A 23,743-nucleotide genomic window follows, 5' to 3' on the forward strand; every position below is an offset into this window, starting at 1 on the left:
ATGAATATGCTGGCAATTAATCCGCAATAGATCAGTAGCCCGCGGTCGACGCCATCCTCGAGGACCATCGCAAGCCGGAATCCACGTCGGACGCGGGAGGCCGAGGTCGGCGCGACGGCCGGGCGCGATCGCGTTCCCGCCACCCGGAAAGCGACTCCGCGCAGTTCGGGGGGTCTCCGGACACCCGCACAACCGAGCAGTCGGTCCGCTTCACCCCGCGCTACCACCCCCGGCCGCAACCGGGCGCGAAAACACCGACCATAACGTGCATCACGGGAGGTAGTCTCTGTTGCTGTGCCCACACCAGGCACAGATCCGCTGCACGCAGGCCGCATTCGAGGGCGAACGTCATAACACGTTCCAGCAAGTGCGCAGACCGAAGGGGTTGGACTGATGGCAGGCAAGCGCACCGTACTGACCGTCCGGTTGCGGCGGCTGGCGGCGATGCTGCACGAGATGCGCGAGAACGCCCAGCTCAGCAAGGAAGAGGTCAGCGCGAAGACCGGGATCAACGTCACCACGCTGTACCGGATCGAGACCGCGCAGGCGCGACCGCAACGGCGCACGCTGATGGCGATGCTCGACCTCTACCGCATCGGGGAGGAACAGCGCGAGGACGCACTGGAACTGCTGTCCGACGCGCTGAAGCCCGGCATGTCGCGCGCCTACGAGGGCAGCGTGTCGGAGGTCTACGCCGCCTACATCAATTTCGAGTCCGAGGCGTTGTCCGCCCGGCACTACCAAACGTCCTTCATCCCAGGCCTTTTGCAGACCTACGAGTACGCGACCGCCGTGATCGACACCTCGATGCCCAAGCTGGAGGCGTCGGTCATGGAGAGCAGGGCCAAAGCGAGGATGGATCGCGCCGTCAACCTGACCAAAGAGGACCCGCTGGAACTGTGGGTCGTCCTGGACGAAGCGGCCATCCGCCGTACCGTCGGCGGGCCCGCGGTGATGCGGGGACAGCTCGAGCGACTGCTGCAAGAGATCAAGCGGAAGAACGTGATCCTGCAGATCCTGCCGTTCGACGCGGGCGCGCACCCCGGCATGGCGGGCTCGTTCACCTTGCTGGACTTCCCCGACCCCGCCGATCCGGAACTGGTCTACGTGGAGGGCATGGCGGGCGACGAGCTGATCGAGGGCCACAACGAGATCCGGCGGTTCGGCGTGATCTTCGATCAGCTGCGCGCCATGGCGCTGAGCCCGCGCGATTCTGCGGTCATGATCGGGGAGGCCGTGCGCGCGATGGACCGGGAGGACTAGCAGCCCGGCTCGCCCCGGTGAACACCAGGCGAAATACCGCGCAGTGCCCGACTATTCCGCGCCGGAATGGGTACCCTCGCCCTACTGCCGAGGGGAGGACGCATGGCCGAAGTCACTGTGGATCCGACATCCGATTCCGGGCCCGAACTCAAACGGGTGATGGGGCCGGGGTTGCTCCTGCTGTTCGTCGTCGGCGACATCCTCGGCACCGGTATCTACGCACTCACCGGCAAGGTGGCCAACGAAGTCGGCGGGGCGGTCTGGGTGCCGTTCCTGGTGGCGTTCCTGGTCGCCCTCATCACCGGGTTCAGCTATCTCGAGCTGGTCACCAAGTACCCGCACGCCGCGGGCGCCGCCCTGTACACGCACAAAGCGTTCGGCATCCATTTCCTCACGTTCATGGTCGCCTTCGCGGTGATGAGTTCCGGCATCACCTCCGCTGCCACGGCCTCACGGGCGTTCGCGGCCAACTTCGCCGAGGCCTTCGATCTCGATCTCGGCGGCGGCACGGCGGTGACGCTGATCGCGCTGGTGTTCATGGCGGTGGTGGCGGCGGTCAACCTGCGCGGGGTGAGCGAGGGCGTGAAACTCAACGTGGTGCTCACCTGTGTGGAGCTGACCGGTCTGCTGATCGTCATCGGGATCGGCTGCTGGGCGCTCGGCGTCGGTGACGGCGACTTCTCCCGCATCGTCGAATTCGACACCGGGGAGCGCAACGCGGTGGGCGGCGTCATCGTGGCCACCACGCTCGCGTTCTACGCGATGGTCGGTTTCGAGGACTCGGTGAACATGGCCGAGGAATGCAAGGAACCCACCCGGATCTTCCCGAAAGTGCTGCTCGCCGGACTGATCATCACCGGCATGATCTATGTGCTCGTGTCGATCAGCGCCGTCGCGCTCGTGCCGGCCGACCAGCTCGGCGAGGGCGACACCCCGCTGCTGAAGGTGGTCGAGGCAGGCGCGCCGAGCTTCCCGACCCACATCTTCGCCTATATCACCATGTTCGCCGTCGCCAATTCGGCGCTGATCAACATGCTGATGGCCAGCAGGCTGATCTACGGCATGGCCCGCCAAGGCGTGCTGCCCCGGCCGTTCGGCCGCGTGCACCAGCGCCGCAGGACGCCGTACACCGCCATCGTCTTCACCACACTGCTCGCGCTCGGTTTGATCCTGTTCGTCGGCGAGGTGCCCGAGCTCGGCGGCACCACGGCATTGCTGTTGCTCGCGGTGTTCACGGTGGTCAACGTCGCCGTGCTGGTGCTGCGCCGAGACCCGGTGCCGCACAAGCACTTCAAGACCCCGACGCCGCTGCCCGTGGTGGGCGCGCTCAGCTGTGGCTTTCTCGTCACACCGTTCACCGACCGCAATCCGGCGCAGTACGCCATCGCCGGTGTGCTGCTGGCCATCGGAATCGCGTTGTGGGGCTTGAACTACCTGGCCATCCGGGCCATGCGGGCACAACCCCTGGACAGCGGGCCCGCCGCGGAGTGACCGATCGCGTTGCGCGGCCACCGATCACCTTGCACCGGTATGCCCGGATTCCGCGGATGACTAGTCGCCGACCGATAGGTAAGGTGGGCGCCGATGACCAGCATGGAAGCTCGTTTCGGGGATGCCACCCGGACCGTGCCCCTCCCGAACCCGTGGAACCTGACCGCCTATCTTGCCGCGGTGGCCGCCCATCGTGGACGCTCGATCAGCCTGCACCCGGTGCCCAAGGCGATGTTGGCCGACACGGGTTGCGGCGGAGGGGGCCTGTGGGTGGCACGCAAGCACGACGACATCATCGTCTACGACGCCGCGGCGACCGGCCGCAACGCCGACCACGTCATCCTGCACGAGGTCGGCCACATGCTCTTGGGTCACGACAAGGACCACGAGCGCGGCGATCCGTTGCCGCCCTCGTTGGCCGTGGTCCTGCCGTCGATCTCGCCGCGCTCGATCGAACATGTGCTCGGCCGTGCCGAGTTCGGTGCCGATCGGGAGCGGGAGGCCGAGGTCTTCGCCGACATGACCATGGTGTACTCGACCCTGCCGCGCCGGCGCAGGCGCTCGTTCCGGCTGTTCGGGCTGGGCAGATAGCTACCAGCGGTCGTAGCGCCCCTCCGGTAGTCGTCTCTCCCCGGCACGCAGGTCGTCGATGAGATCCTGATAGCCGTCGGCCAATTCGTCGATGCGGACCCACGCGTCGTAGAAGACCGACTCCGGCGCGTGCGCCAGCGCCACGAAGGCCTGGGCGGCCAGCACGGCCAGCCGGTCCACGACGTCGCCGACGGTCTCGGTGTGTTCGGGCGCGGCGGGCGGCGGGATCGGCGTCGCCAAGGTGACCCAGCGGTCGATGCCGCGCACGAGTTGCGCTCGGCGGCGGTCGAGTTTGTCGCACCGGCTCGCGGGAGTCCGCTCACGTGTCTGGTGCAGCTGAGCCAGCTCGCCGGCCGCCTCCAGCATCGGATGATCCATGTGCGGCAAGCCGCGGAAGGCCGCCAGCAGGAGTTCTTTGCCCGGAATCACCCGGGCCTCGGACACCTGTTCCATTCTCGGGACCCCCATCTCGACCAGGGTGGACGCGTCGCGATCACGTCCTCGATGCCTTGCCTCGCCGGTGTCCCGGCACTGCCCGAACATCCACATCTGCCCAGCGTGACCGAGAGTGGCCCGGCCCGCGTCGAATTCGGCCACTTCCGCCACCGCGACACGCCCATTGACCGATTTATCCGGTAGCACGTCGTTCCCAGAACATTGGCAAACATTCAGTGACCTTGCACTTTTCGACGATAGAGCCGTCTCTCCTGGGATTATCGCCAGCCAAGACGACACGCCAGCCACTCTCCGGCGACCCGGGCAAACACCGACTGATACGCACGCAACCGCGGCGAGCGCGGCGGTCCCGGCTTCCGGCAGGCCGCCGCCCAATACCCGGCGAGCGCGCAGACGAAGGCGTCGACCGCCGCGCGGTCCACGTCGCGAGTCACCGGATGGGTGGCGAGGATCGGATCCGGGTCCACCCCCGCGGCGGCGATCGACGGCGCGAGGGCGACCAAGTCGATCCACGCGGCACCCCGGCAGGCCCACGACCAATCCACCGCCAGCACCACACCGTCCGCCCGCCGCAACAGGTTGTCCGGGCGAAGATCGGTGTGCAGCAGCGTGTCCCCTACCGCGGCTGTCGGCCACGCCGCTTCCAGCTCGGCCAATTCCGTCAGGTGACGCGTGGACCAGCCGTCCAGATCCACCGGAGGCCCCTCCGCCACGAACGTGCGCCAGCCGATCAACTCCGGTCCATAGGATTCCGCCACCGTCGGCACGTCTAGCAGCGGACTCGGAGTCAGCTCCGTGGCCAATCGCGTCAGCAGATCTAGGGTGCCGCGCAACTCTTCTGTTTGATCGAACCGGGGAAACGCCCCCTCGACATCGTCGAAAACCGCGACGAACCAGCCCGCGATCTCTGTCGTGCACCGGCATCGGGGCGCGGGAGCCGTCGCCGGGAGCCGCGCCGCGATTCGCGCTTCCTTCCGGTACACCGCTGCGAGCTCGTCCGTCATTTCGATCGCCTTCACGAAAGCCGCGTCGCCGCCGACGGTGCGCAGGCGGGCCGCCACACCGTGGCTGAATCCGCCGCGCTGGTCATCGGCACCGCGGACATCGTCGCCGAGCAGACGCTCCACCTCCGCCCGCACCTGCTCGGGCAGCTCGGCCCATTTGATCCGCGACAGCCCACCCAGGTAATCCACCATCATCAGATCGTGCGAGCCGGACCCGGAACCCGCCATTGGATTACGTGCGGGCAAGACCTCGGGCAGCGCATCGCCACGCAACAACACTTCAGTAGCGCGAGCCGAACGCGCGAATAGCCCTCGGCTGCCCGCTGCCCCAGGTCGCGAGTCACCGGATGGGTGGCGAGGAGGCGGATCCGGGTCCACCCCGCGGCGGCGATCGACGGCGCCGCGAGCGGCCCGCAGGAACGGTGTGCAGAACGTATTCGGGTAGGCACTCTCCGAGGAGCCCTCTCCGCCCCCGTGTGTACCTGATGGAACGGTGCGAAAATCGAAGTGCGTTACCGCGCGGCGATCGACGCGTTCGTCTGCGCGCTCGGGTATTGGGCGGCGTTCCGGTCGGCTCGGCACTTTCGGAAGACTTGGAGGCGAGGTGGGCTCGACGCCAGGTGAGTCGAGGTTCACGGTCGTGGTTCCCTGGGGCTGCGGGTCGGCGGCGACTAGGTCATGTCTCCCAATCGAGTCCGCTCGAGCGGCCACGGAACTGACGGCCTGCATTAGTGTGCTTGACGAACACGAATGCGCTGTTAGGGGTACGGATGGATTCAAAGCGTGTCGGCCCCAAGGTCGTTGACCCCGGTCGCTTCGATCCGGACACGCTGAAACGGTGGACCTTCCAGCAGTTCCATCAGTGGCTGCTGGCGCGTATCCAGACCCCGGTCGGCCGCGAACGCCTACTGACGCCGCGGAAAGCGGCAGCGACGGTGGCGCTCGTGCTAGCAGCGGCGGTCGCGCTAGCAGCTTGTGGCTACGCTGGCTCCCTGATCTCCGAATTCAGCGATGGGTGCAAGAAGCTGTCGAATAGGGACGTCATCCGTGTGCTGGGCGCAGGAGCAAAGGTTGACGGATTCAATTACAGGCCTCAGCCTTCCGTGGCCCCGGACCCGGGCACGGACAGGAACGTGCTGGCGGGAGGGGACATCTGCGCGCGGTATGTCAGCGGATGGAAGGACGGCGACCGCCGTGGCAACAGCATGGTGTACGCGAGGACTCAGACCGGAAGCGATGCGACAGCTGTATTCCGACGTGAGCGGGAAAATGCTCTGAACCGCGACCTCGAGGACGCGCAAACGCTGAGAACCTTCTTCCTGAGCGACACCCGGCTCGGCGACGAAGCGTTCTGCACTGTCACCAAGGACGCCGACGACCCCGCTCACGGCGTGCTGGTACGTTTCGGCGACAGGGTGGCATACGTCGATGTTCCCACTCTCGGCAACCTGACCGATGAGGAAAACTGCGATCGGGCCCGACGGCTTGCCAACGAACTCCGCTAGGTCATGTCTGCCAATAGTTTGAGCCATTCCACTGCAAGGGCCATGGTAAAACCGGCGCGGTAGGTCAGGGCGAGCTTGTCGTAGCGGGTAGCGACTCCGCGCCAGTGTTTGGCCTTGTTGAAGGCACGTTCGACCACGTTGCGGCGCCGGTAGGTTGCGGTGTCGAAGGTCGGTGCGCGGCCACCGGCTCGGCCTCGTCGTTTGCGGTTGGCGACCTGGTCGGAGCGTTCGGGGATAACGGCACGGATGCGTTTGCGCCGCAACAGGGCCCGGTTCGCTGCCGAGGAGTATGCCTTGTCCGCGATCACCGCCTCCGGGTTGCAGCGTGGTGAACCGCCGGCCAGCTTCGGCACGGCGACCGTATCCAGCAGAGTCGGCATCATCGGCGAGTCACCGGCCTGACCCGCGGTCGGCAGGACCGCCAGACCCCGGCCTTGACCATCGGTGGCCAGGTGCGCTTTCGTGGTGAGCCCGCCCCTCGAACGTCCCACCGCATGATCAGCTGGCTCGTAATTCCCCGTCCGGGCCGGGCACCCGGTCACCACGGGCAGTGTTTGCGCCGTGCTGATGCACCCGCATGATCGACGAATCCACCGGCACCACCCAATCCAGGTTCCCCGTCGAATCGGCCAACGCGGTCAACGCGACCAAGACCCGATCCCAGGTCCGGTCACCGGCATACCGACGATGCCGCTTCCACACCGTCTGCCACGGACCGAACACCTCCGGCAGATCCCGCCACGGCACCCCGGTCCGCAACCGATACAGCATCCCCTCCACGACCAGGCGATTGTTCGCGAACGGGCGCCCCGCACGACCATCAGAACTGGGCAGCAGCAACTCCAGCAACTCCCACTGCCATCCGGCAACACCCGAAACCGGTCACCAACCACCGTCGACACGACCGACATGATGCCCGACCCGCCACCCACTTCCTGCAGTCAGTTGGGAGACACGGCCTAGGAACCGATCTCTTGCGCGTCGAGGTAATCCAGGCCACCGATATAGGTCGTGTGGCCGGGATCGGCGGGAGCGGTGGTGGCGTCGGCCACCGCGGTGGCGAACTCCGTGACCGTGGGCAAAGTGCCGTGCTCACGGCGCGCGGCGACAGCGTCGGGGTTCCGGCGCTCCAGCAGCTGGACGATGATCGTGCCGTCGATCATGTCGCCGGAGACGACGTGCAAGGCGATGCCGGCGGCGGTGAGTTCCGGGATCATGGCGCGCAGCGCGTTCTCGCCCGCGCGCTTGCTGGCGGCGATGGGTTCGTAGTCGGCGGGGACGGGCTTGCGGCCGTGGAAGTGCGCCTGATGGCTGGTGACGAAGACGATGCGCGAGCCGGACGGCATATGCGGCAACGCGAGTCGCACGAGCCGTTCCTGCGCGTCACGATTGAGGGCCATCGCGTAGTCGGGCCGGGCATTGCGCTCCAGTCCGCCCGACGCGTTCAGCACCAGCGCATCGAGACGGCCGAAGTCCTCCACGACCCCGGCGACCAGGGAACGGGCCGAATCCGCGTCGGCGATGTCGGCGGCCGTCGTCGAGGCGCAGCCGCCCGCCTGCCGGATCGACTCCGCCAGCGCGTCGGCCCGCTTGGCCTTCTCCCGGTAATTGATCACCACGTGGTCGCCGCGCGCCGCGAGCACCCGGGCGGTCTCCGCGCCGATTCCGCGGGAGGCGCCCGTGATCAGCACGATTCGCCGTCCGATCCTGTCGTCCACCGTCAGCCTTTCGGTCCGCCCGGCACCGGGCCACTGCTTCTGATTCAGAACCACTATGCTGGTTCTAAATGAGAAGCGCAAACGAACCCAAGCCGCCGCGCGGGCGGGACGACCCGGCGAACGCGCCGTTGCTGGCCACCATGGACCTGCTCGGCCAACGCTGGATCCTGCGCATCCTGTGGGAACTGGAACCCGACCGCCTCGGCTTCCTCGAACTGCGCAGGCGCATGGGCAACTGCTCCTCGAGCATGCTCTCGGTGCGCCTGCAACACCTGCAGTCCGCGGGCCTGATCGCGAAGAACCCGGACAAGTCCTATGAGCTGACCACCGCGGGCGCCGAACTCGGCACCGCACTCGGATCGGTCTGGGACTGGTCGCGCCGCTGGCGCGTCACTCCCACCGAGGCCGACTGACTCGCACCGAGCGCAACCGCCGAGGGTCTGGCCTCGCAGGATGGACGCCCCTTGCACCGAGGCGGTTCTCTTCGCTCCGAGGCAGTTCTACGCCGGGATCACGGCGAGCACCACCGGCGCGGCGACGGCCACCCGAACGGCGGTGCCGTTGGCGCAGCGCGGCCGACCGATAGGCCACCGGCACGGCGACGGCCACCCGGCGGCGACGCCATTGGCGCGCAGCGCGGCCGACCGATAGGCCACCGGCACGGCGACGGCCACGACGACCACACTCGAATCCCCTCGTGCGTGCGTCCCAGGTGACAGCAGCGGACGTCTGCCGTCCGGGCGTCACGTCCACGGGTACGCACCGCGCCGGTCCCAGCAGCCGACGCTGATGGTCCCGCGAGGCCGGGCGCGACCCGCCCCGGACGGGCCGACGGTGTTGTCCCCGCCAGGAGGTTGACCTTCGAGTTGGTTGAGGCTCCATGATGGCCGGGTGGCGAGTTCGGAATCGGCAGGGTTGATCACGATCGGTGTGCTCGCGCGGGCCAGCGGGCTCACGGCGAGCGCGCTGCGGTTCTACGACGACTGTGGTCTGCTAGTCCCTGCCCGGGTCGATCCGCTCACCGGATACCGCTACTACACCGAGGCCCAGCGGGAGCGGGCGGTGCTCATCCGGCAGCTGCGCGCGATCGACCTGCCGCTGGATGCCATCGCCGAAATCCTCGCCGGTGACGGCGAGCGGGCACGCCGCCTACTCGACCGTCACGTGGCGGACCTGGCGCGTCGAGCGGAAGAGGCCGCGCGCGTCGCCGCCGTGGTCAAACAGGCGCTGGGCGCGCACGTGGCCGTCGATGCGGCGGCGCTGGCCGAGGCGCTCGACCAGGTCCGCACCGCCGCTGCGCGCACCCGCGAGATACCCGTGCTGGCGGGCGTACTGCTGGAAGCGAGCGTGAACACGGTGACCCTGACGGCAACCGATCGTTACCGCCTGTCCACCCGCAGTGTCGTGGCGAACCGGCAGCACGGCGGCGACTGGTCCGTGGTGCTCGATTCGAACGGGCTCCAGTCGATCACCGAGCGGCTGCGGGGCATGGGCGAGGTCGTCGCCGCGCCGTCCGACGACGGACTGCTCCTGACGGGAAGCGGCGCGGAACACCGCTGGGCCGTCATCGACGGTCCTTTCCCCGACCACCGCGCCTTACTGGCGGGGCTGGGACCGGTGCGCACCCGGGCGGTAGTCGCTCGACACCTGATGCTGAGCACCCTCGAAACCACTGACAGCACAATGCAATTCAAGATCCTTCCGAACGAGATCGCGGTATCGTCGGCCGGAGCGGCGCATCGCTTGCCCGCGAAGGTCACCGGCTCCGCCGTCACGCTGTCCTTCGACACCGCGACTCTGCTGCCCGCCGTCCACACCGCGCTCGGTCCCGATCTCATGCTCGACATCATCGCCGCCGATCAACCGGTGGTCCTGCGCTCCGCCACTGACGGAGACCTCACCACCCTGGCCATGCCGGTGCGGCCGCTCCGCGACGACGCGTCCGGATAAGTCGTCGACACCCACGGCCATCACCCGCGCAACCACTGCGCACCCACAACCACGCCCCTTCGATCCGACAACCGACAGCCCCGCAACCACTGCGCACCCACAACCGCACCCCTTCGATCCGACAGCCAGCAGCCGCGCAACCACTGCGCACGCATAACCGCGTCCCTCCACCGGCGGCGCACGATCCGATTACTCGTCTCGCGATCGCGACGCACACCCACGGCGACTGCCGATCGAACAGACCGGGCGCAGCCGGGCGGGCTGCCGCGCCACTGACCGAGGACATCGCGCGCGGCCGCGAACGTCGCTTCCACCGAACTGAAGGGGTGCATCCATCCAGCGGTTGCCCGCCCCGGCCCGGCCGCCCACCACCGAGCCGATCCGCCCGGACTCGCAGACGAACAGGCATGTATCCACACCCAACGAAGGAGACCCGATGTATTCAGCACCCGACCACACCATGGAAACCATCACCAACGCCGTAACCCTCGGCCGCAAGGGCCGTCCGGACGACGCGCGGGAGGCTCTGCTCGCTGTCTGGGCTTCACTCGGACCGCAGGGCGACCCGCTGCACCGGTGCACCCTCGCCCACTACCTCGCCGACCTGTACGACGACGCCGCCGAAGCGCTCACCTGGGATATCCGGGCCCTGGACGCCGCCGACAGCCTCTCCGACGACCGCGCTCGAACCTTCGACGAATCACTGCGGGTAGCCGCGTTCTACCCATCGCTGCACCTCAACCTCGCCGACGCCTATCGCAGGCTCGGCTCGTTCGAGGCCGCGCAGCGCCAGATCGACGCCGCCCGCACACGTTTGCACGCGCTCGCCGACGACGGCTACGGAGCGATGATCCGGACGGCGGTCGACGAAGTCGAGTCGGCCATCCGCGAACGGCGCACCGAGCCGCGCGCCTCCGCGCCGACCGGCGGCCGCTGAAACACGAGCGGCCCGCACCGATCGGTGCGGGCCGCCGCGCAGCGCGACTACTTCAAACGGAGCTTGCCGAACAGGCCGTCCTTCTCGTCGTCAGGTCCGGCGGTGAAGTATAGCGAGTCGGCGTCACCGAGGCTCTCGCCGTTGCCGAACATCAACGCCCACAGTCCTTCGATGGCGACCGGCTTGCCGTCGGCGTCGCGCAGGTAGTCGGCGAACTTGCCGGTGGCGTCGTCGTAGGCCAGCACGTGCCCGGCGCCGCCGAAGTTGCCGACCAGCAGTTTGCCGCTGAGGGGGCCGAACCCGTCCGGCGCGATCGTCACCGCCCACGGCGCGTTGAGGCGCTTGCCGTCATCGATGATGCGCACGAGCTTGCCGTTGGCGTCGAACTCGGCGAGCTTGCCCTTGTCCGGCTTGGCGCCCTCCTCGTCCTTGTCCAGCGAGTCCTCCTCCCCGGCATCGAACTTGGTCGCGTCCTTCTCGTCCGGCTGGGTGGTGGCATAGGCGACGAAGACCCGGTTGCCGATGGTCGAGACGTTGAACGGCGCGGGATCGCCCGGCTTGGCCTTCTTACCCTTCTCCGGCGCGGCCGGGTCGATCGCGTCACCGGTGGCAAATGGGTTGGCGAAGCCGGTGGTCGGGATCAACTGCCAGTTCTTGTCGAACGTCCGCACCTGCGGGTCGGCGCCGAAGTCGGCGGCCAGCAGCTTGTCACCGGAAGGTGCCAGCGCGATCCCGAAGAACTGCATGCCCTGGGATTGTCCGTCGAAGACCAGATTGGCGGGTCCGTCGTGGCGCACGATCCGGCCCTCGAAGCCCAACTCGGTCCAGGCGGAGATCTTGCCGGAGTCGGTGGCGAAGATGAACCGAGCCGAACCGTTCAGCGGCCCGCCTTCGGCCTCCACCGGCTGGTCGTGCACAACGAACAGGTCGGAGGTGATCGGCGCGGGGTTGAACACCACGCCGGTGGTCTTGCCCGCGCTCTTGTCCGAGGTGTCGGCATCCGCGCCGGGAATGGTGACGATTTTCAAGTCGTCCTGGAACAGCTTGTGCAGCTTGTCGTCCGGGGACTTGGTCACGTCGCCGACGAACTGGAACGACTTGCCGCCCGCGCCGACCCAGAAGTGCCCGCCCGCGCCCTTGGGGCGGTTGGCCAGCCCCCAGGCGTTGACCAGGTCGGGGAAAACGAACTGCGCCTTGTGCTCCGCGTTGTTGGCCGCGAGATTGGTCTGGACGTATTTGTTGCCGTCGAGCGCGGGCACCTCGTCCGACTTCGAGTCCGAGCAGCCCGCCGCCACGACCAGCGCGACACCAAGCGCCGACGCGCGCAGCAGACCACGACGGGTCCGCGACCGAGGCGAACCGCCCCGGCGCGACTCATTCCAGCGTCCGTTCAACTTCTTGTTTCCTTTCCGACCACACCACATTGGTGATAAGGCGAAGCTAACCTTAGCCTGCGGCAAATTCGGGAGTACCCGGACGGTTGGACGAGCACCGGTTTAGGCTGTTCGCCGTGGTCGAACCCCAGCCTCCTATTGCCCTGCACCCCGATATCGCTCCGCTCGCTCCACTGCTCGGCACGTGGCGCGGTAATGGGCAGGGTGAATACCCGACCATTCAGCCGTTCGGCTATGTCGAGGAAATCCGGTTCGGCCATCTCGGCCGCCCGTTCCTCACCTACCGGCAGAAGACCCGCGCCACCGACGACGGCAGGCCGCTGCACGCCGAAACGGGCTATCTGCGTTGCCCGCGCCCCGACCGCGTCGAATTGATCCTCGCCCATCCCACCGGTATCACCGAAATCTGCGAGGGCTCGCTCGCCGTCGAAGACGGCACGCTGCGCATGGAATTGGACTCCACCACCATCGGACGCAGCAGCACGGCGAAACTCGTGACCGCCCTCGGCCGGTCGCTGCGCCTGTCCGGCGACACCATCGACTACACCCTCCGGATGGCGGCGGTCGGCGAACCCCTGCGGCATCACCTCGCCGCCACCCTGCTGCGGAACTGACCCGCGCTAGAAAGCGGTCGGCAACCGGCGCCGCCCGCTGCTCAGCTCGCCGACCAGATCCTCGTAGGCGACCGCCGCTTCGGCCAGCCGCTCCCACGCGAACCACAGGTCCCACTCCTGGTCGCCGGCCATGGCCGCGTAGGCACACGCGCTGAGCCGCGCCAGGCGATCGACCACCGAACCGAACGACTCGGTGTGCAGATAGGCTCCGCCGCGCGCCGCGGGCAAACGCACCTCGACCCAGCGGTCGATCTCGCGGATCAGCCGCGCCCGGCGCTCCTCGGCGCCGCAGCCGCATCCACGGTCCGCGCGGAGACGGACAGCATGCAGGTCGGTCAGGGTGCGCGCCTGCGCGAGCACCGGATGCGCAGGCGGCCGCCCGTCCTCCCGGCAGGCCCGCAGCAGTTGACTCCGCGTCGGCAGACCCTCGCTCACGGCGCACCTTTCCCGCCCGCGCGGGCCAGCACGCAATTCACGATCACCATTCCGGACGGACGAAACGTATCTCGCGGCGCGACCACCCATCGGCGAAAGGCGTTGCTCGCGTCGGCGGGCGACGGCAGCGCGATTTCGCTGCCGAACGGCACGATCGAAACATCGATCCGGAACAACGCGGCGAACAACCGCACGTCGTCGGGCAGATCCGGCCGGCACAGGAAAGTCCATCGGCGAGAACGAATATGCGCGACTACGGGGCCGATCGCCTGGCCACGGAAAAGCATGTCGTCGCGCACGCACTGCCCCAGCCGGTCGGGCATCGTGATGCCGCCGACCACGCCCGCCTTCACGACGATGCGGCCGATCTCCGGATGTATCCCGGCGGGCAGCCCACAGGTGCGGCGGTAAAACGCGCAGCGGGACGCGGGAGTGTCCGCGAATGCCGCATGATTCATTCGCCATCCTCGATTCACATAGTTCGGTACGCGAGATATCCCGGTCGCTGGACCTGGAACCGTTGGCGCGGTTAAGGTTTCAGCACTTCTTCGATTGGGTCCGGGCGCGTTCAGTGAAGCACCGGATATCGCTGGGCGGGAATGTTCTCAGTGGTGGAATCGGGCGGAAACCGCCCAGGTTCCAAGGCCCCCCGCCACAAGGTTCCAGTTAGGTACCCGGCCGATAGTTTGGCTACGAAAGGGATTCGTCGTGAGTTCAACAGGTTCCACCCTGCCCCGCCGAATGCTGGGGCGTCAGCTGCGGGCGCTGCGGATCAACGCGGGCATCAGCGCGGAGTACGCGCGGGAGGCGATCGATGTGGGCAAACAGACCCTCTGGCGGATGGAGACGGGGCAACCGGTCCGGCTGCATCCGCTGTTCATCGAGCGGTTGTGCCAGATCTACGGCGCGTCGGAAGAACGCACCGCGATACTGCTCAACCTGGTCGAGGAGACGAAGCGGACTGGATGGTGGCATGCCTTCGACGACACCATCCTCAAAGACTTCAATCTCTTCGTGGAGTTGGAGGCGACAGCCAGACGACTCATCTCCTACCAAACGACCTTGCTTCCTGGCCTCTTGCAAACCGACGAATATCGGCGTGCCTTGATCTGGGTCAGGTTCCCGACGATGCATGGAGCTGAGGTCGAACGATGGATCGAAGCGTTCAGGCGGCGAAAGGCACGCCTGGCTGAGGACCGCGACCCGCTGCGCCTCGAAGCGGTCATCGACGAGTCCGCACTGCACCGGGCGATCGGCGGCCCCTCGGTCATGGAAGGCCAGCTCAGGCACCTGCTGCAAGTCGGTGAGCAGTCGAATATTTCCGTGCGGGTAGTCCCACTGGCCGCAGAGGCATACGCCGGGCTCAACATCGGCTCGTTCGTGATGCTCGACTTCCCTGTGCACCCCACCGCCGCTCTCACTGAGCCGCCGGTCGTTTACATGCAGGGGTTTACCGGCAACCTGTATCTTGAGAAGCCAGAGGAGGTTCGGCAATACCGCCAGGCGTACGCCGAGATTCTGCGATCGGCCCTTGACCAGGAGAACAGCCGAGCCCTAATCCGCAAGATCGCCAAGGAGTACGCCGAATGAGCGCCAGCCTATCCGATGCCACCTGGTTCAAGAGCAGCTTCAGTAGCGCGGAGAGGGACTGCGTCGAGGTAGCGTTCCTCCGCGAAGGCTCTGTGGGTGTACGGGACTCGAAGAACCCCGGCGGCCCGGCACTGGTGTTCCCGTCGAGCGTTTGGGACTCGTTCACCAGCCGCATAACCAGAGATGGACTCCACGCGCCACGCTGCTGACCAACCCCGTTCGCCTGCCCCGGACGCTCCATCGCGCAACGTCCGGGGCAATCACCAACCCCGCACCTCCACTCGCTTGTCGATCGCTTGCACACGGGGAAAGCCGCCGGTAGCGTCGACATTCGCTACGGGGGGCGGAGAAGCCGGTCCGGCCTCGATGAGCCACGGACGATGAACCGGTGCGTAAGGGGAGCCATGACAATAGGGCGGGATTCACTGCAACTGGCCGTCCTCGCGGTCGGTGCTATATGTGTACTGACCAGCTGCAACACGTCGGACGACGGAGATACTAACCCGATCACTAGTTTGACAGCTGAACAGAGCATCGCCACCGATGCACCTACCGGCTTCGACACCTGCAAAGACATCCCCCAGAGCGTCTTGGACTCGGAGAAACTTCGCCGCCGCAGCGAAGCCAACTCGGATGCCAATGGAGGGATCAAGTGGCGAGGATGCCGATACGGACGTACTGACGGCTACTTCGCAACCATCACCACGACGAACCTCACTGTCGAGATGACTCGAGACAAGCACTTTCCAGAGGCGGCCGAGTTCAAAATTGCTGGGCGCGCAGCGATCTCGACACGTCAATTCGATGGCCCGAACATCAAGGATGCGTGCACGGTCAACGTGGCGATGCAGGGGGGCAGCCTCGACATCAACCTGCTCAATCCGGCGTCCAATCGGGAGACCGGATCAATCGATTCGTGCCAGCTCGCACGGACGCTGGCCGAGAAGATCGTGCCAACGATACCGAGCAATGCATAGCGAGATTTCTCGAACTCGTCGGGAGGGATGAAGTGAGCGACGACAATGCGCCTCGGCCGATGGCGAACATGGTCAATGCAGCGCGTGAAGGCCAGTTAGCGGTCGACATGAAGCCGGAAGACTTCATCTACATCGATCGCGATTGCAACTTTTTCAAGGAATCCATCCGCGATATCCAGACCACAGTCGCTGACATCGCACGGGAGGAGAAATGGGGGCTCGGCGAAAAGGCAGACGGGATGGTGTCGGCAAGCACCGTGGTAGACCGCTTCCGGATGAAGGCGAATGGAGCCGCGGATGGTAACAGTGTCTACAAGATCTTGGAAGATCACTACCGCATCGTCGAGGACATCCAGGAGACGTACAGGATCGTTCGCGATCGAATGATGCAGTCTGACAGCGACTTCGCGGCTGAGTTCAACAAGCTGAACACGACTCTCCCCGAGCGCCCGCCCGTCCAACTCCCGTACGGGCCGACCTTCCTCCCGGACGGAACAGGCAAATGAGCGGCTACGAGAGCAAACGCATCCCGAGCGGCGGCGAGCACCCCGACAGCTGGGAGCACACCCGGATCAATAGCACTTTCGAACCGCTCGATCCCACGAACGCGATCAATCAGGCGAACAGATACTGGCAAGCCCGCACGCAGTGGGAGCAAGGTGTGGAGACCTTCGCCCGTTCCATCCAAACCTCCATTGCTCAAGCCTGGTCTGGCCCCGCAGCGGAGCAGTCCAAGAACGCGATCGCCAAATACACCAGTGATGCGCAGAATCTGACGACGTCTCTGGAGGAGCTCTACTGTCGAGTCCGCGACGCCGCCACCGCGATCGCCAATACCAAGAAGGCACTCCCCGACCTCGTCAACATCCCGTTCGAGGATCGCATCTTCCACCCGCGACGCTGGAACCTGTCGAGCGAACGCTTCCTGGCAGAGCAGTCGGCGCGGGTCGCGATGAACGAATACTACGTACAGCCGTTCAACGAGATGGACGGCAAGATCCCCGTGCTGCCCACTCCGGTCGGCCCCACCGCGTCGGTGGACATCCCAGCTCCTCCGCCGGGCGGATACAAGAGCGACGACAGCGGCGGCCCCACTTCGAACGACTCGGACAACGGTCCCACCACCGATTCCGGCGTTCCCGGCGACAAGAACGGCGACGGCAAGCCCGACGAGGCGAGCACCGAGGAACAGCAGCAGCAGTCCACCGACGAGTCGACCCAGGATCAACAGTCTTCCGACACGACCGCGTCCGACACCACCACCAAGCCCGCGGGCGTGGACCCCACCTCGACGACTCCCGCCTCCACCACCGACCCGACCAAGACCGTTCCGGCGGGCACCCCGACTCCGCACAGCCCCAGTACACCGGGCATACCCGGTGTGCCCAGCACAACGAGCCAACCGCAACCGGGCCGCAGTATCCCGGGCACACCGGGAACGCAGAACACAGGGATGAACCCAACTGCTGCCGCCAGGGCGACTTCCGGACTGCGCGGCACGAGCGGCATGCCCGGCATGATGGCACCCGGCGCTCGCGGCGGCGGCAAGGACGACGAATCCGAGCACAAGACGCCGGACTACCTGATCACCCAGGAGAACACCGACGAGTTGCTCGGTGAACCTCCGAGGACGCTGCCCGGCGGCGTCATCGGCGGCACGCCCGACTGATCGGCCGCATACTTCTCGACTCCGCGCACGCCCGCTTCGTCTCTCGCGGGCGTGCGCGTGGACATTGGCCGCTTCGGCGCGGCCGGATTGGACCTCACATGGCTGAATGGATCTGGGACCCGGACGACTTCGCCGCTCTCTGGTACGGCGACGCACACGATCGCATCCCCAGCCCATTGCGCTACACCAGCCGTTTCGCCTTCCGCGACGACTTCGCCGCCCACCGCTCCGCCGTATGGCAGCGCTATTCCCCGGACGAACTCGACGAGATCGCCGCGGCCTTCCGCACCCTGGACGACTCCGAACTCCGGATCGAAATCCTCGGCGGCACCTGCAAACACAAGAACAGCGCCGGTCCCGACGACGTCCGCGAATACCGGATCCTCGGCGCCCGCGACAGCTACCGCGCCGTCGTCCTCAGCCAGGCAGGCAACCACCACGAGCACGGCCCGATCCGCGCGCGCATGTTCCCCGCCGAACAACTCCCGGCACGCCTCGTCAACGCCATCCCCGCCTGCACCCCCGGCAAAGAGAAACCGGCCACCTTCCACCCCGACGACCTGGTCCCCCGCCGCGACACCTACCTCCAGGACAACGCCCGCAACACCCCCCGCGAGCAATACCAACGCCTCCTCGGCCGCCCCGTCGACGGCGGCGGCACCGCCGTCCTCATCACCGCCCCCCTGCACACCCACACCAAACCCACCAAAGTCCTCCAGTGGCACGACATCTCCACCGACGGCCGCTACACCGAACACCGCACCGACCACATCACCATCCGCCCCACCACCCCCACCGACCTGACCACCCACTTCACAACCTGGATCACCCAAGCCCTCCAACGCCTCGAGGCCGCCCGCTCCGAAAGTTGGTAGCAATCCGGGGGAACCGAACCCGGTCCCGCGACGTCCAAGTAGAGCAGACAACCGCCGAAGTTCGACCGGCAGCACCGACGAGAGGACGCCGCAGTGAGGACCGAGAGGTGCACACGCCTCCGATGCGAGGAGGATCGAAAGTGAATGAGCAGGCGGATATTATTCGCTTGATCGGTGCGGGATTGTTCACGATGGACCTGGACGAGGGGCGTCTACCCATCGCCGTCGATGCGGACCGAAATCTGCACGCTCGCTTGGATCCGCCGGGATTCTCCGCCGCAGCGATGGCCTCCTACTACGTCGCGCTCTGGCGTCACGACGCACCGATCATCGCCGAGGGGAGGTTCGCCGCGCTGAGCAGATCCCCCTCTCGCCGTGCGCAATTGATCACACTGCTGGACACACAGACACTCACGGAGCTCGAGACGATAGAGCGAGTTCTACGCGGAGATGATGAATTCATCGGTCGAGGCCCATGGACAGATTTCGGAGCGCATTCTGTCACGGTGACCGCGAGTTTCTCTCGAATCAGTGGCATCTTTATCGATTCGACCTGGGCGGCAACCGTTAGTCCATCGTACATCGCCCACGATATCATCGACTGCGCGAACCAAATACGCCGTCAACGTCCGACCTTTCATGAAGATGGGCCATGGGCCCGCCACTCCGACAGTGAACTCGAATACGAGCTTGCAGAGTACAAGAATTACCTGATGAGGAATGTCTGATGGTCGATTTTTCGGTGGATCTCAATCAGCTGGTTTCTGCTTCCAATGCCTGGGCACGCGCATCCGATCACCTTGACGATGCCGCGCGGAAGGCACAGGAAATCCGAGATAGCAACAAAGAAGTCGTGTGGGCCCTGTACGAGGAGGCTTGGGCCGCCCAGGTAGCTGCTGCCCAATATATGCAGGACAGGCTGACCGAGGGACGCACTGAAACACAATCGATCGGAAACGTCCTCGCACATGTCGCGAAAGTATATGCAGAACAGGATGAAAACTTCGCGCACGTTCTGATCAAACTCGATGAGGGATAGTTATGGGAGCTACTAAGAGTATCGACGAACTCAATGCAGTGCTCGACCAGTTCGCCGATAAGGTCGAGGAGATTCGAAACCAACCGGCTAAAGTGGACGAAGCATTCGATAAAGCCGCGATAGCGGTGGCGTCATTGGAAGGCGCAGCCGTCGGAATTCCGTTCCTTCTCATCCCGATCACCGGGGCTGTCGGGGCCGCATACGGCGCTATCACCAACGACGACTTCACCGGCTACATGCAAGACCACAAAGAAGGGATCAAGGACAAGATCCGAGAACTTCTGGAGAAACTGCACGACGCCATTGAAGGTTTGCGCGCCCCGATCGCCTTTCTTCAGGCGGGCGAGGAATGGCTGAAGCTGAAATCTACGATCGGCGACGCACAGAACAACGAGGTAGCCAGGGGCAGCATACTCGGCTACTGGCAAGGTGGGGCGGCCATCCGATATGGAACGACCCGAGCACTTCAGGACACGGCCCTGGATTCCGCCAAGGCAGCCTGCGAAAAGATCAGCGACTGCCTCGCCGCGATTTCGGATTCTGCCTGGGATTTCTATTCGAGTATCGTCCAAGACATCGTCGGATTCCTGGCGAAGTTCTCCTCGGCGTTGGGCAAGATCAGCTTGATCTTCGAATCCCCGTGGGGCATCTCCGATGCGATCGATGCTCTCGGCGAAATACTTGTCAAGACAGTGGCCTATGGAGATAGGCTCGTAGATGCTCTACTCACCCAACGGAACAACATCAAGAAGATGACGGACTCCATACAGAATCCGAAGGGATTCCTTAACAATCGTTGGCCGCAGAGCGCTTCCAACGATTTCGATATCAATTCTCCTGGAGCCGGATGGGCGGCGATATGAGCAAGGGGAAACTAGCGTCCATTGCGGCACTCGCCCTGCTCCTTCCGGCCTGCAGCCTATTACCACAAACCCATCCCGAGCGATGGACGACGGTAGAGAGCAACCACACAATCCAGGAGTTGTGCGACTTCCCCAAACAATTCTTCGCCAGCCGATACGATGCACCGAACTTGATAGTGAGCGTTATTGCCACCAAGCCGATTACCGATAAAATCGGCACCGGAAATGGATGCGGTTACGATACCCCCCGCGGGGAGTACCTCGGCTACGTTTCCATGCTTCGCATGCATGACGACGAAACGCCTTCGAAGCCCGATGGTGTACCCGTCCGCACCCTGGCAGTCGGCGGCGTGGTCGTCGCGCAATATGTCGAGCCCGTTCCTGAGCCGCTCGATCCCGCAACTACTCGTCCACGCTTCAAATTGGCCGCCAGCGTCGACGGCTGGGAGGGCACCCTCGAGTTCAAGAACGGTGATGACCAAGGTGCTCAGACCGGCGCGCAGATGCTCATCGACATGATCCGCGCCTTGAAGAGCTGAAGGCTAGGAGGGTCGATCGATGGGGTATCAATACGGCGGAGCCCGCAGCGAGCTGCCGCCGCCGCGGCTCGGTCCTCCCGAACCCCCACCCAGCGGTGCCACTGCGGTCTTCGCGGCTGCCATAACTCTGGGTATCGGATTGATGTGCGCGGTCGGGACCTTCTCCGCGGCCACTTTCGCGCTTGACAACCGGGAGTATTGGTCGGGCGAAATAGTCTGGACGATCGCATTGGTCGGGGCTGCGGCGATCCTCTATTTGGTCGGCGCGACCCTGCTGATCCTTCGCACCACAGCGGGTCAGGTGCTGGTGATCACCGATTCCGTGCTGATCGCTCTAGTCCTTGCCGCGATGAAACCGACCGGCCGCTGGATCGCCGCCAAATGAACCGTTGCCACCCGGTGAGCGCAGGACCGCACGCTTCTTCGATAGACAGATGTCGCCGAACATCGCAGCCGGATCGGAGCAGTGAGGTTCAGACTTGCCGATTCGGGGTTCCGCGCCGCAGCATCGCGTGGTGGATGTAGTACTTGTCGACCTGGCGGGTGAAGACGCTCACCAGTTCCCAGCCGAAGTGCATGTCCAGCCATTCGATGCAGGAGGTCAGCGTCGACAAGCTCGCTTGGTGGTTGGCCTTCAGCAAGCCCATGTCCCACGCGAGACCTCGCCGGGGTTGCACGTAGATGACCAGATGCTTGCGCCGGTAGGTGCGCATGTCGACGGTTCCGTTCAGGATTGATTGGGCGTCGAGCACCGATCCCGGGCCCGCGGGGAGCAGTGGGGGCTGACCGTTCACGGTTCCATTCCTACCCGCGAGTCGACAGGTACGACCGAGCCGTGCATCGGTGGCAGAGCAGCGGAGGCCGGTCGTCCCCACACATCGATTGCCCACCGGTTGTCTTGGTCAACGAATCCCCCTCGGACGCAACGTGCTCGGACAACGCGACCGGGTCCACGATACCGCCCTCCAGCCGTCGCCCGAGCTGCCACCGCGCTCACCTGATGCCGCCGGACCAAGTGACGCCGTCGGAAAGGGCACCGCAACCGGGTCCTGTCACGATGAACCGTCACAAGGGGTGGGATGTTCCGGCGGGCAACGCCCCGGGCGACCTCGCCGTGAAGGCTGCGGTGGCGGCCTGCTCAACACCACCTCCGACGAGATATTGCTGTGCATGGTGACCAGCACCGATCTTGCTCGCTCACCGCGCCGGCACTGGTGATCGCCGGACGTGCCGACCGCATCGCACCGGCGCACCGCTTCGCCTCCTCGCCGAGTAGCTGCCACGGTTGGTGGAACTCGAGACGGGGCACTGCGGCCCGCTCGAAGGACCGGATGAGGTGGCGGCGTTGCTGCCCGCATCCTTCCTGCGGCGGCCGAGGCTGTCTGACCCCAGCGGTGATTCATGCGAGCGCGCCGAGCCCAGGGCACGGACGAGAAAACGGACAAAAACGGAGTGGCTGGAGCATTGCCGAAGTGGCGGCGCCGGGCGCTAATGGAAAGTGCCGGGCCACTGAGTGAGTCGGGGCGCCCTCCCCCCGGTGCTGAGAACAATCTCCACGGAACCAGGAGGCATTGCCGTGCCCACCATCACTTCAATCACCCCGACCTCTGGCCCCACCACGGGAGGCACCAGCGTCACGATCGCGGGCACGGGCTTCACCGGCCCGCTGACCGTGCGATTCGGTTCTACCGCAACGACCTTCACTATCGACTCCGCGATACAGATCACGGCCATCGCTCCCGCGGGGTCGGCCGGCCCGGTGCAGGTGACGGTCAGCGACTCGAGCGGAACCAGCAACGGGGCCACCTACACCTATCTCGCCGTCCCGGCCCTGAACTCCATCGCTCCCGGCCAAGGGTCCGCCGGAACGACGGTCACGCTCACCGGATCGGGACTGACGGGCGCCACCGCGGTCACTTTCGGTACCACACCGGCGACTTCGTTCACCGTCGACTCGGACACGCAGATCACGGCCGTCGTCCCGGCCGGGACGGGAATCGTGACGGTCACCGTCACCGCTCCTGGCGGCACCAGCAACAGCGTCACCTTCATCTATGTCGTGGTGCCCACCATCACGGCGATCACTCCCGCTTCGGGTCCCACGTCGGGCGGTAACAATGTCACGATCTCCGGCTCCGGGTTCACCGGCCCGCTGACCGTGCGGTTCGGCAGCACCGCGACGACCTTCACCATCGACTCCGCGATACAGATCACCGCCGTCGCTCCCGGCGGTGCGGCCGGAGCCGTGCAGGTCACCGTCACCGGCTCGGGTGGCACCAGCAACGGAGTCACCTACACCTACGTCTGATCCGGACAGCTCACGGACCGTCGCCGGGATTCCGGCGGCGGTCCGTTCGCGTTGCCGGGCCGAGCATCCGGCACTCTCGCGGCCCGATCCAATAGACCGTTCCGCGCCGAGGGGCCGGACCTTCCTGCACACCGGCGAGTGGGCCTCCCCTGACGAGCAGGGGCCGACACCGACTGGCACTGCGCGCGTGCGAATTCCGTCCACCGAGCGGACGGTGGACAGCGAGGACGACAGCCCCGCTCCGCCGGACCCGGCGAGAACAACTCCGCGGCAAGGCCGCACGACGCGCACCCGGTGCGGCACGCGGCCTGGTCAACACGTGGCAACAATCCGGAAAACGGACAAAAACGGATCACCCGACACATTGCCGACGCGCCTTTCCTGCGGCATAACGGAGTTAACCGATCCGGCACCAGCTTCGCGCACCCCCGCTTCGGAGGAACCAGCAAACAGAGAGGCAGCGCCATGCCTACCTTCCTCCCCCCGTCCTCGAGACGGCGCGCGCGGGATCCTCTTGCCACGGTG

General features: G+C 65.7%; 28 protein-coding genes and 1 pseudogene. 20 read left to right on the forward strand and 9 right to left on the reverse strand.

All coding sequences use genetic code 11. The annotated features are described in order from the left end of the window. Window positions 1-393: 393 nt before the first annotated feature. The 3 genes from NB3_RS26160 to NB3_RS26170 all read left to right on the forward strand — a co-directional run bounded on the left by NB3_RS26160 (window position 394) and on the right by NB3_RS26170 (window position 3,345). Window positions 394-1,263, forward strand: a complete 870-nt coding sequence (locus tag NB3_RS26160) for a helix-turn-helix domain-containing protein (protein WP_067808680.1) — start codon at window positions 394-396, stop codon at window positions 1,261-1,263. Between the two features lie 102 nt (window positions 1,264-1,365). Further along, window positions 1,366-2,754 (forward strand): APC family permease, encoded by a 1,389-nt coding sequence (locus NB3_RS26165; RefSeq protein WP_067808682.1) that lies wholly within the window; start codon window positions 1,366-1,368, stop codon window positions 2,752-2,754. A gap of 93 nt (window positions 2,755-2,847) precedes the next feature. Further along, window positions 2,848-3,345 (forward strand): hypothetical protein, encoded by a 498-nt coding sequence (locus NB3_RS26170; protein WP_067808684.1) that lies wholly within the window; start codon window positions 2,848-2,850, stop codon window positions 3,343-3,345. Here the strand turns inward: NB3_RS26170 and NB3_RS26175 are convergent, their stop codons facing one another. Together NB3_RS26175 and NB3_RS35700 are read right to left on the reverse strand one after the other, a co-directional pair. Further along, window positions 3,346-3,942, reverse strand: a complete 597-nt coding sequence (locus NB3_RS26175) for a DUF4254 domain-containing protein (protein WP_244892090.1) — start codon at window positions 3,940-3,942, stop codon at window positions 3,346-3,348. It abuts the gene before it with no gap. Between the two features lie 116 nt (window positions 3,943-4,058). Beyond that, window positions 4,059-4,997 carry a phosphotransferase gene (locus tag NB3_RS35700; RefSeq protein WP_067808828.1) on the reverse strand — a complete coding sequence of 313 codons (939 nt, stop codon included), beginning with the start codon at window positions 4,995-4,997 and terminating at the stop codon, window positions 4,059-4,061. 578 nt (window positions 4,998-5,575) lie between these two features. Here NB3_RS35700 and NB3_RS26185 point away from each other — a divergent pair. Further along, window positions 5,576-6,310: a hypothetical protein gene (locus tag NB3_RS26185; protein WP_067808686.1), complete on the forward strand. Its 735-nt coding sequence runs from the start codon at window positions 5,576-5,578 to the stop codon at window positions 6,308-6,310. On the opposite strand, the pseudogene NB3_RS34510 reads toward NB3_RS26185, so the two are convergent. Together NB3_RS34510 and NB3_RS26200 are read right to left on the reverse strand one after the other, a co-directional pair. Continuing rightward, window positions 6,307-7,159, reverse strand: a pseudogene (locus NB3_RS34510) (IS5 family transposase). The gene NB3_RS26185 and the pseudogene NB3_RS34510 overlap by 4 nt on opposite strands. Before the next feature lie 110 nt (window positions 7,160-7,269). Then, on the reverse strand, window positions 7,270-8,028 hold the full coding sequence (locus NB3_RS26200) for an SDR family oxidoreductase (RefSeq protein WP_371855939.1): 759 nt from the start codon (window positions 8,026-8,028) through the stop codon (window positions 7,270-7,272). Window positions 8,029-8,096: 68 nt separating this feature from the next. Between NB3_RS26200 and NB3_RS26205 the strand changes: the two genes are divergently transcribed. Further along, the gene (locus NB3_RS26205) at window positions 8,097-8,441 is read left to right on the forward strand and encodes a winged helix-turn-helix transcriptional regulator (protein WP_067808687.1); all 345 of its coding nucleotides are present in this window, start codon (window positions 8,097-8,099) and stop codon (window positions 8,439-8,441) included. Between the two features lie 87 nt (window positions 8,442-8,528). Here NB3_RS26205 and NB3_RS26210 read toward each other — a convergent pair whose 3' ends face one another. Next, entirely contained in the window at window positions 8,529-8,711 is a 183-nt protein-coding gene (locus NB3_RS26210) for a hypothetical protein (protein WP_067808689.1), read from the reverse strand. 208 nt (window positions 8,712-8,919) lie between these two features. Here NB3_RS26210 and NB3_RS26215 point away from each other — a divergent pair, with 208 nt between their 5' ends. Further along, window positions 8,920-9,978: a DNA polymerase III subunit beta family protein gene (locus NB3_RS26215; protein WP_067808691.1), complete on the forward strand. Its 1,059-nt coding sequence runs from the start codon at window positions 8,920-8,922 to the stop codon at window positions 9,976-9,978. A 436-nt stretch (window positions 9,979-10,414) separates the two neighbouring features. Beyond that, window positions 10,415-10,915: a hypothetical protein gene (locus tag NB3_RS26220; protein ID WP_067808693.1), complete on the forward strand. Its 501-nt coding sequence runs from the start codon at window positions 10,415-10,417 to the stop codon at window positions 10,913-10,915. A 47-nt stretch (window positions 10,916-10,962) separates the two neighbouring features. Here the strand turns inward: NB3_RS26220 and NB3_RS26225 are convergent, their stop codons facing one another. Then, complete coding sequence (locus NB3_RS26225; RefSeq protein WP_371855940.1) at window positions 10,963-12,309, reverse strand: TIGR03118 family protein; 1,347 nt, start codon at window positions 12,307-12,309, stop codon at window positions 10,963-10,965. 116 nt (window positions 12,310-12,425) lie between these two features. Between NB3_RS26225 and NB3_RS26230 the strand changes: the two genes are divergently transcribed. After that, a complete protein-coding gene (locus NB3_RS26230; protein ID WP_084823682.1) occupies window positions 12,426-12,923 on the forward strand; it encodes a peroxynitrite isomerase in 498 nt (165 codons plus the stop codon). Between the two features lie 6 nt (window positions 12,924-12,929). On the opposite strand, the gene NB3_RS26235 is transcribed toward NB3_RS26230, so the two are convergent. Together NB3_RS26235 and NB3_RS26240 are read right to left on the reverse strand one after the other, a co-directional pair. Then, a complete protein-coding gene (locus NB3_RS26235; RefSeq protein WP_067808695.1) occupies window positions 12,930-13,358 on the reverse strand; it encodes a DUF4254 domain-containing protein in 429 nt (142 codons plus the stop codon). Then, on the reverse strand, window positions 13,355-13,699 hold the full coding sequence (locus NB3_RS26240; protein ID WP_244892091.1) for a hypothetical protein: 345 nt from the start codon (window positions 13,697-13,699) through the stop codon (window positions 13,355-13,357). The genes NB3_RS26235 and NB3_RS26240 overlap by 4 nt, the downstream gene beginning before the upstream one ends. A 367-nt stretch (window positions 13,700-14,066) precedes the next feature. On the opposite strand from NB3_RS26240, the gene NB3_RS26245 reads away from it, so the two are divergent. The 11 genes from NB3_RS26245 (at window position 14,067) to NB3_RS26285 (ending at window position 21,295) form a co-directional block, all read left to right on the forward strand. Beyond that, on the forward strand, window positions 14,067-14,948 hold the full coding sequence (locus NB3_RS26245) for a helix-turn-helix domain-containing protein (RefSeq protein ID WP_084823683.1): 882 nt from the start codon (window positions 14,067-14,069) through the stop codon (window positions 14,946-14,948). Further along, the gene (locus NB3_RS34515) at window positions 14,945-15,157 is read left to right on the forward strand and encodes a DUF397 domain-containing protein (RefSeq protein ID WP_084823684.1); all 213 of its coding nucleotides are present in this window, start codon (window positions 14,945-14,947) and stop codon (window positions 15,155-15,157) included. Before NB3_RS26245 ends, NB3_RS34515 begins: the two co-directional genes overlap by 4 nt. A 195-nt stretch (window positions 15,158-15,352) precedes the next feature. Continuing rightward, window positions 15,353-15,925: a DUF3558 domain-containing protein gene (locus NB3_RS26250; RefSeq protein WP_067808701.1), complete on the forward strand. Its 573-nt coding sequence runs from the start codon at window positions 15,353-15,355 to the stop codon at window positions 15,923-15,925. A 32-nt stretch (window positions 15,926-15,957) separates the two neighbouring features. Next, window positions 15,958-16,431 (forward strand): hypothetical protein, encoded by a 474-nt coding sequence (locus NB3_RS26255; RefSeq protein ID WP_244892093.1) that lies wholly within the window; start codon window positions 15,958-15,960, stop codon window positions 16,429-16,431. Continuing rightward, complete coding sequence (locus NB3_RS26260) at window positions 16,428-17,594, forward strand: WXG100 family type VII secretion target (protein WP_067808703.1); 1,167 nt, start codon at window positions 16,428-16,430, stop codon at window positions 17,592-17,594. Before NB3_RS26255 ends, NB3_RS26260 begins: the two co-directional genes overlap by 4 nt. Window positions 17,595-17,692: 98 nt before the next feature. Next, the gene (locus NB3_RS26265) at window positions 17,693-18,469 is read left to right on the forward strand and encodes an ESX secretion-associated protein EspG (protein ID WP_067808705.1); all 777 of its coding nucleotides are present in this window, start codon (window positions 17,693-17,695) and stop codon (window positions 18,467-18,469) included. 140 nt (window positions 18,470-18,609) lie between these two features. Next, window positions 18,610-19,197 (forward strand): hypothetical protein, encoded by a 588-nt coding sequence (locus NB3_RS35275; protein ID WP_157112010.1) that lies wholly within the window; start codon window positions 18,610-18,612, stop codon window positions 19,195-19,197. Further along, entirely contained in the window at window positions 19,197-19,508 is a 312-nt protein-coding gene (locus NB3_RS35280; RefSeq protein WP_157112011.1) for a hypothetical protein, read from the forward strand. The genes NB3_RS35275 and NB3_RS35280 overlap by 1 nt, the downstream gene beginning before the upstream one ends. A 2-nt stretch (window positions 19,509-19,510) precedes the next feature. Beyond that, window positions 19,511-20,371, forward strand: coding sequence for a hypothetical protein (locus NB3_RS26275; protein ID WP_157112012.1), 861 nt, complete (start codon window positions 19,511-19,513; stop codon window positions 20,369-20,371). Beyond that, window positions 20,368-20,910 carry a hypothetical protein gene (locus NB3_RS26280; RefSeq protein ID WP_157112013.1) on the forward strand — a complete coding sequence of 181 codons (543 nt, stop codon included), beginning with the start codon at window positions 20,368-20,370 and terminating at the stop codon, window positions 20,908-20,910. Before NB3_RS26275 ends, NB3_RS26280 begins: the two co-directional genes overlap by 4 nt. A 19-nt stretch (window positions 20,911-20,929) precedes the next feature. Further along, entirely contained in the window at window positions 20,930-21,295 is a 366-nt protein-coding gene (locus tag NB3_RS26285; protein ID WP_169810749.1) for a hypothetical protein, read from the forward strand. 88 nt (window positions 21,296-21,383) lie between these two features. On the opposite strand, the gene NB3_RS26290 is transcribed toward NB3_RS26285, so the two are convergent. Beyond that, window positions 21,384-21,704: a hypothetical protein gene (locus tag NB3_RS26290; protein WP_067808715.1), complete on the reverse strand. Its 321-nt coding sequence runs from the start codon at window positions 21,702-21,704 to the stop codon at window positions 21,384-21,386. Between the two features lie 782 nt (window positions 21,705-22,486). Here NB3_RS26290 and NB3_RS26295 point away from each other — a divergent pair. Then, on the forward strand, window positions 22,487-23,218 hold the full coding sequence (locus NB3_RS26295) for an IPT/TIG domain-containing protein (RefSeq protein ID WP_067808717.1): 732 nt from the start codon (window positions 22,487-22,489) through the stop codon (window positions 23,216-23,218). Window positions 23,219-23,743 lie beyond the last annotated feature (525 nt).

It is taken from the genome of Nocardia beijingensis NBRC 16342 (assembly GCF_001612785.1).
Taxonomy (GTDB): domain Bacteria; phylum Actinomycetota; class Actinomycetes; order Mycobacteriales; family Mycobacteriaceae; genus Nocardia; species Nocardia beijingensis.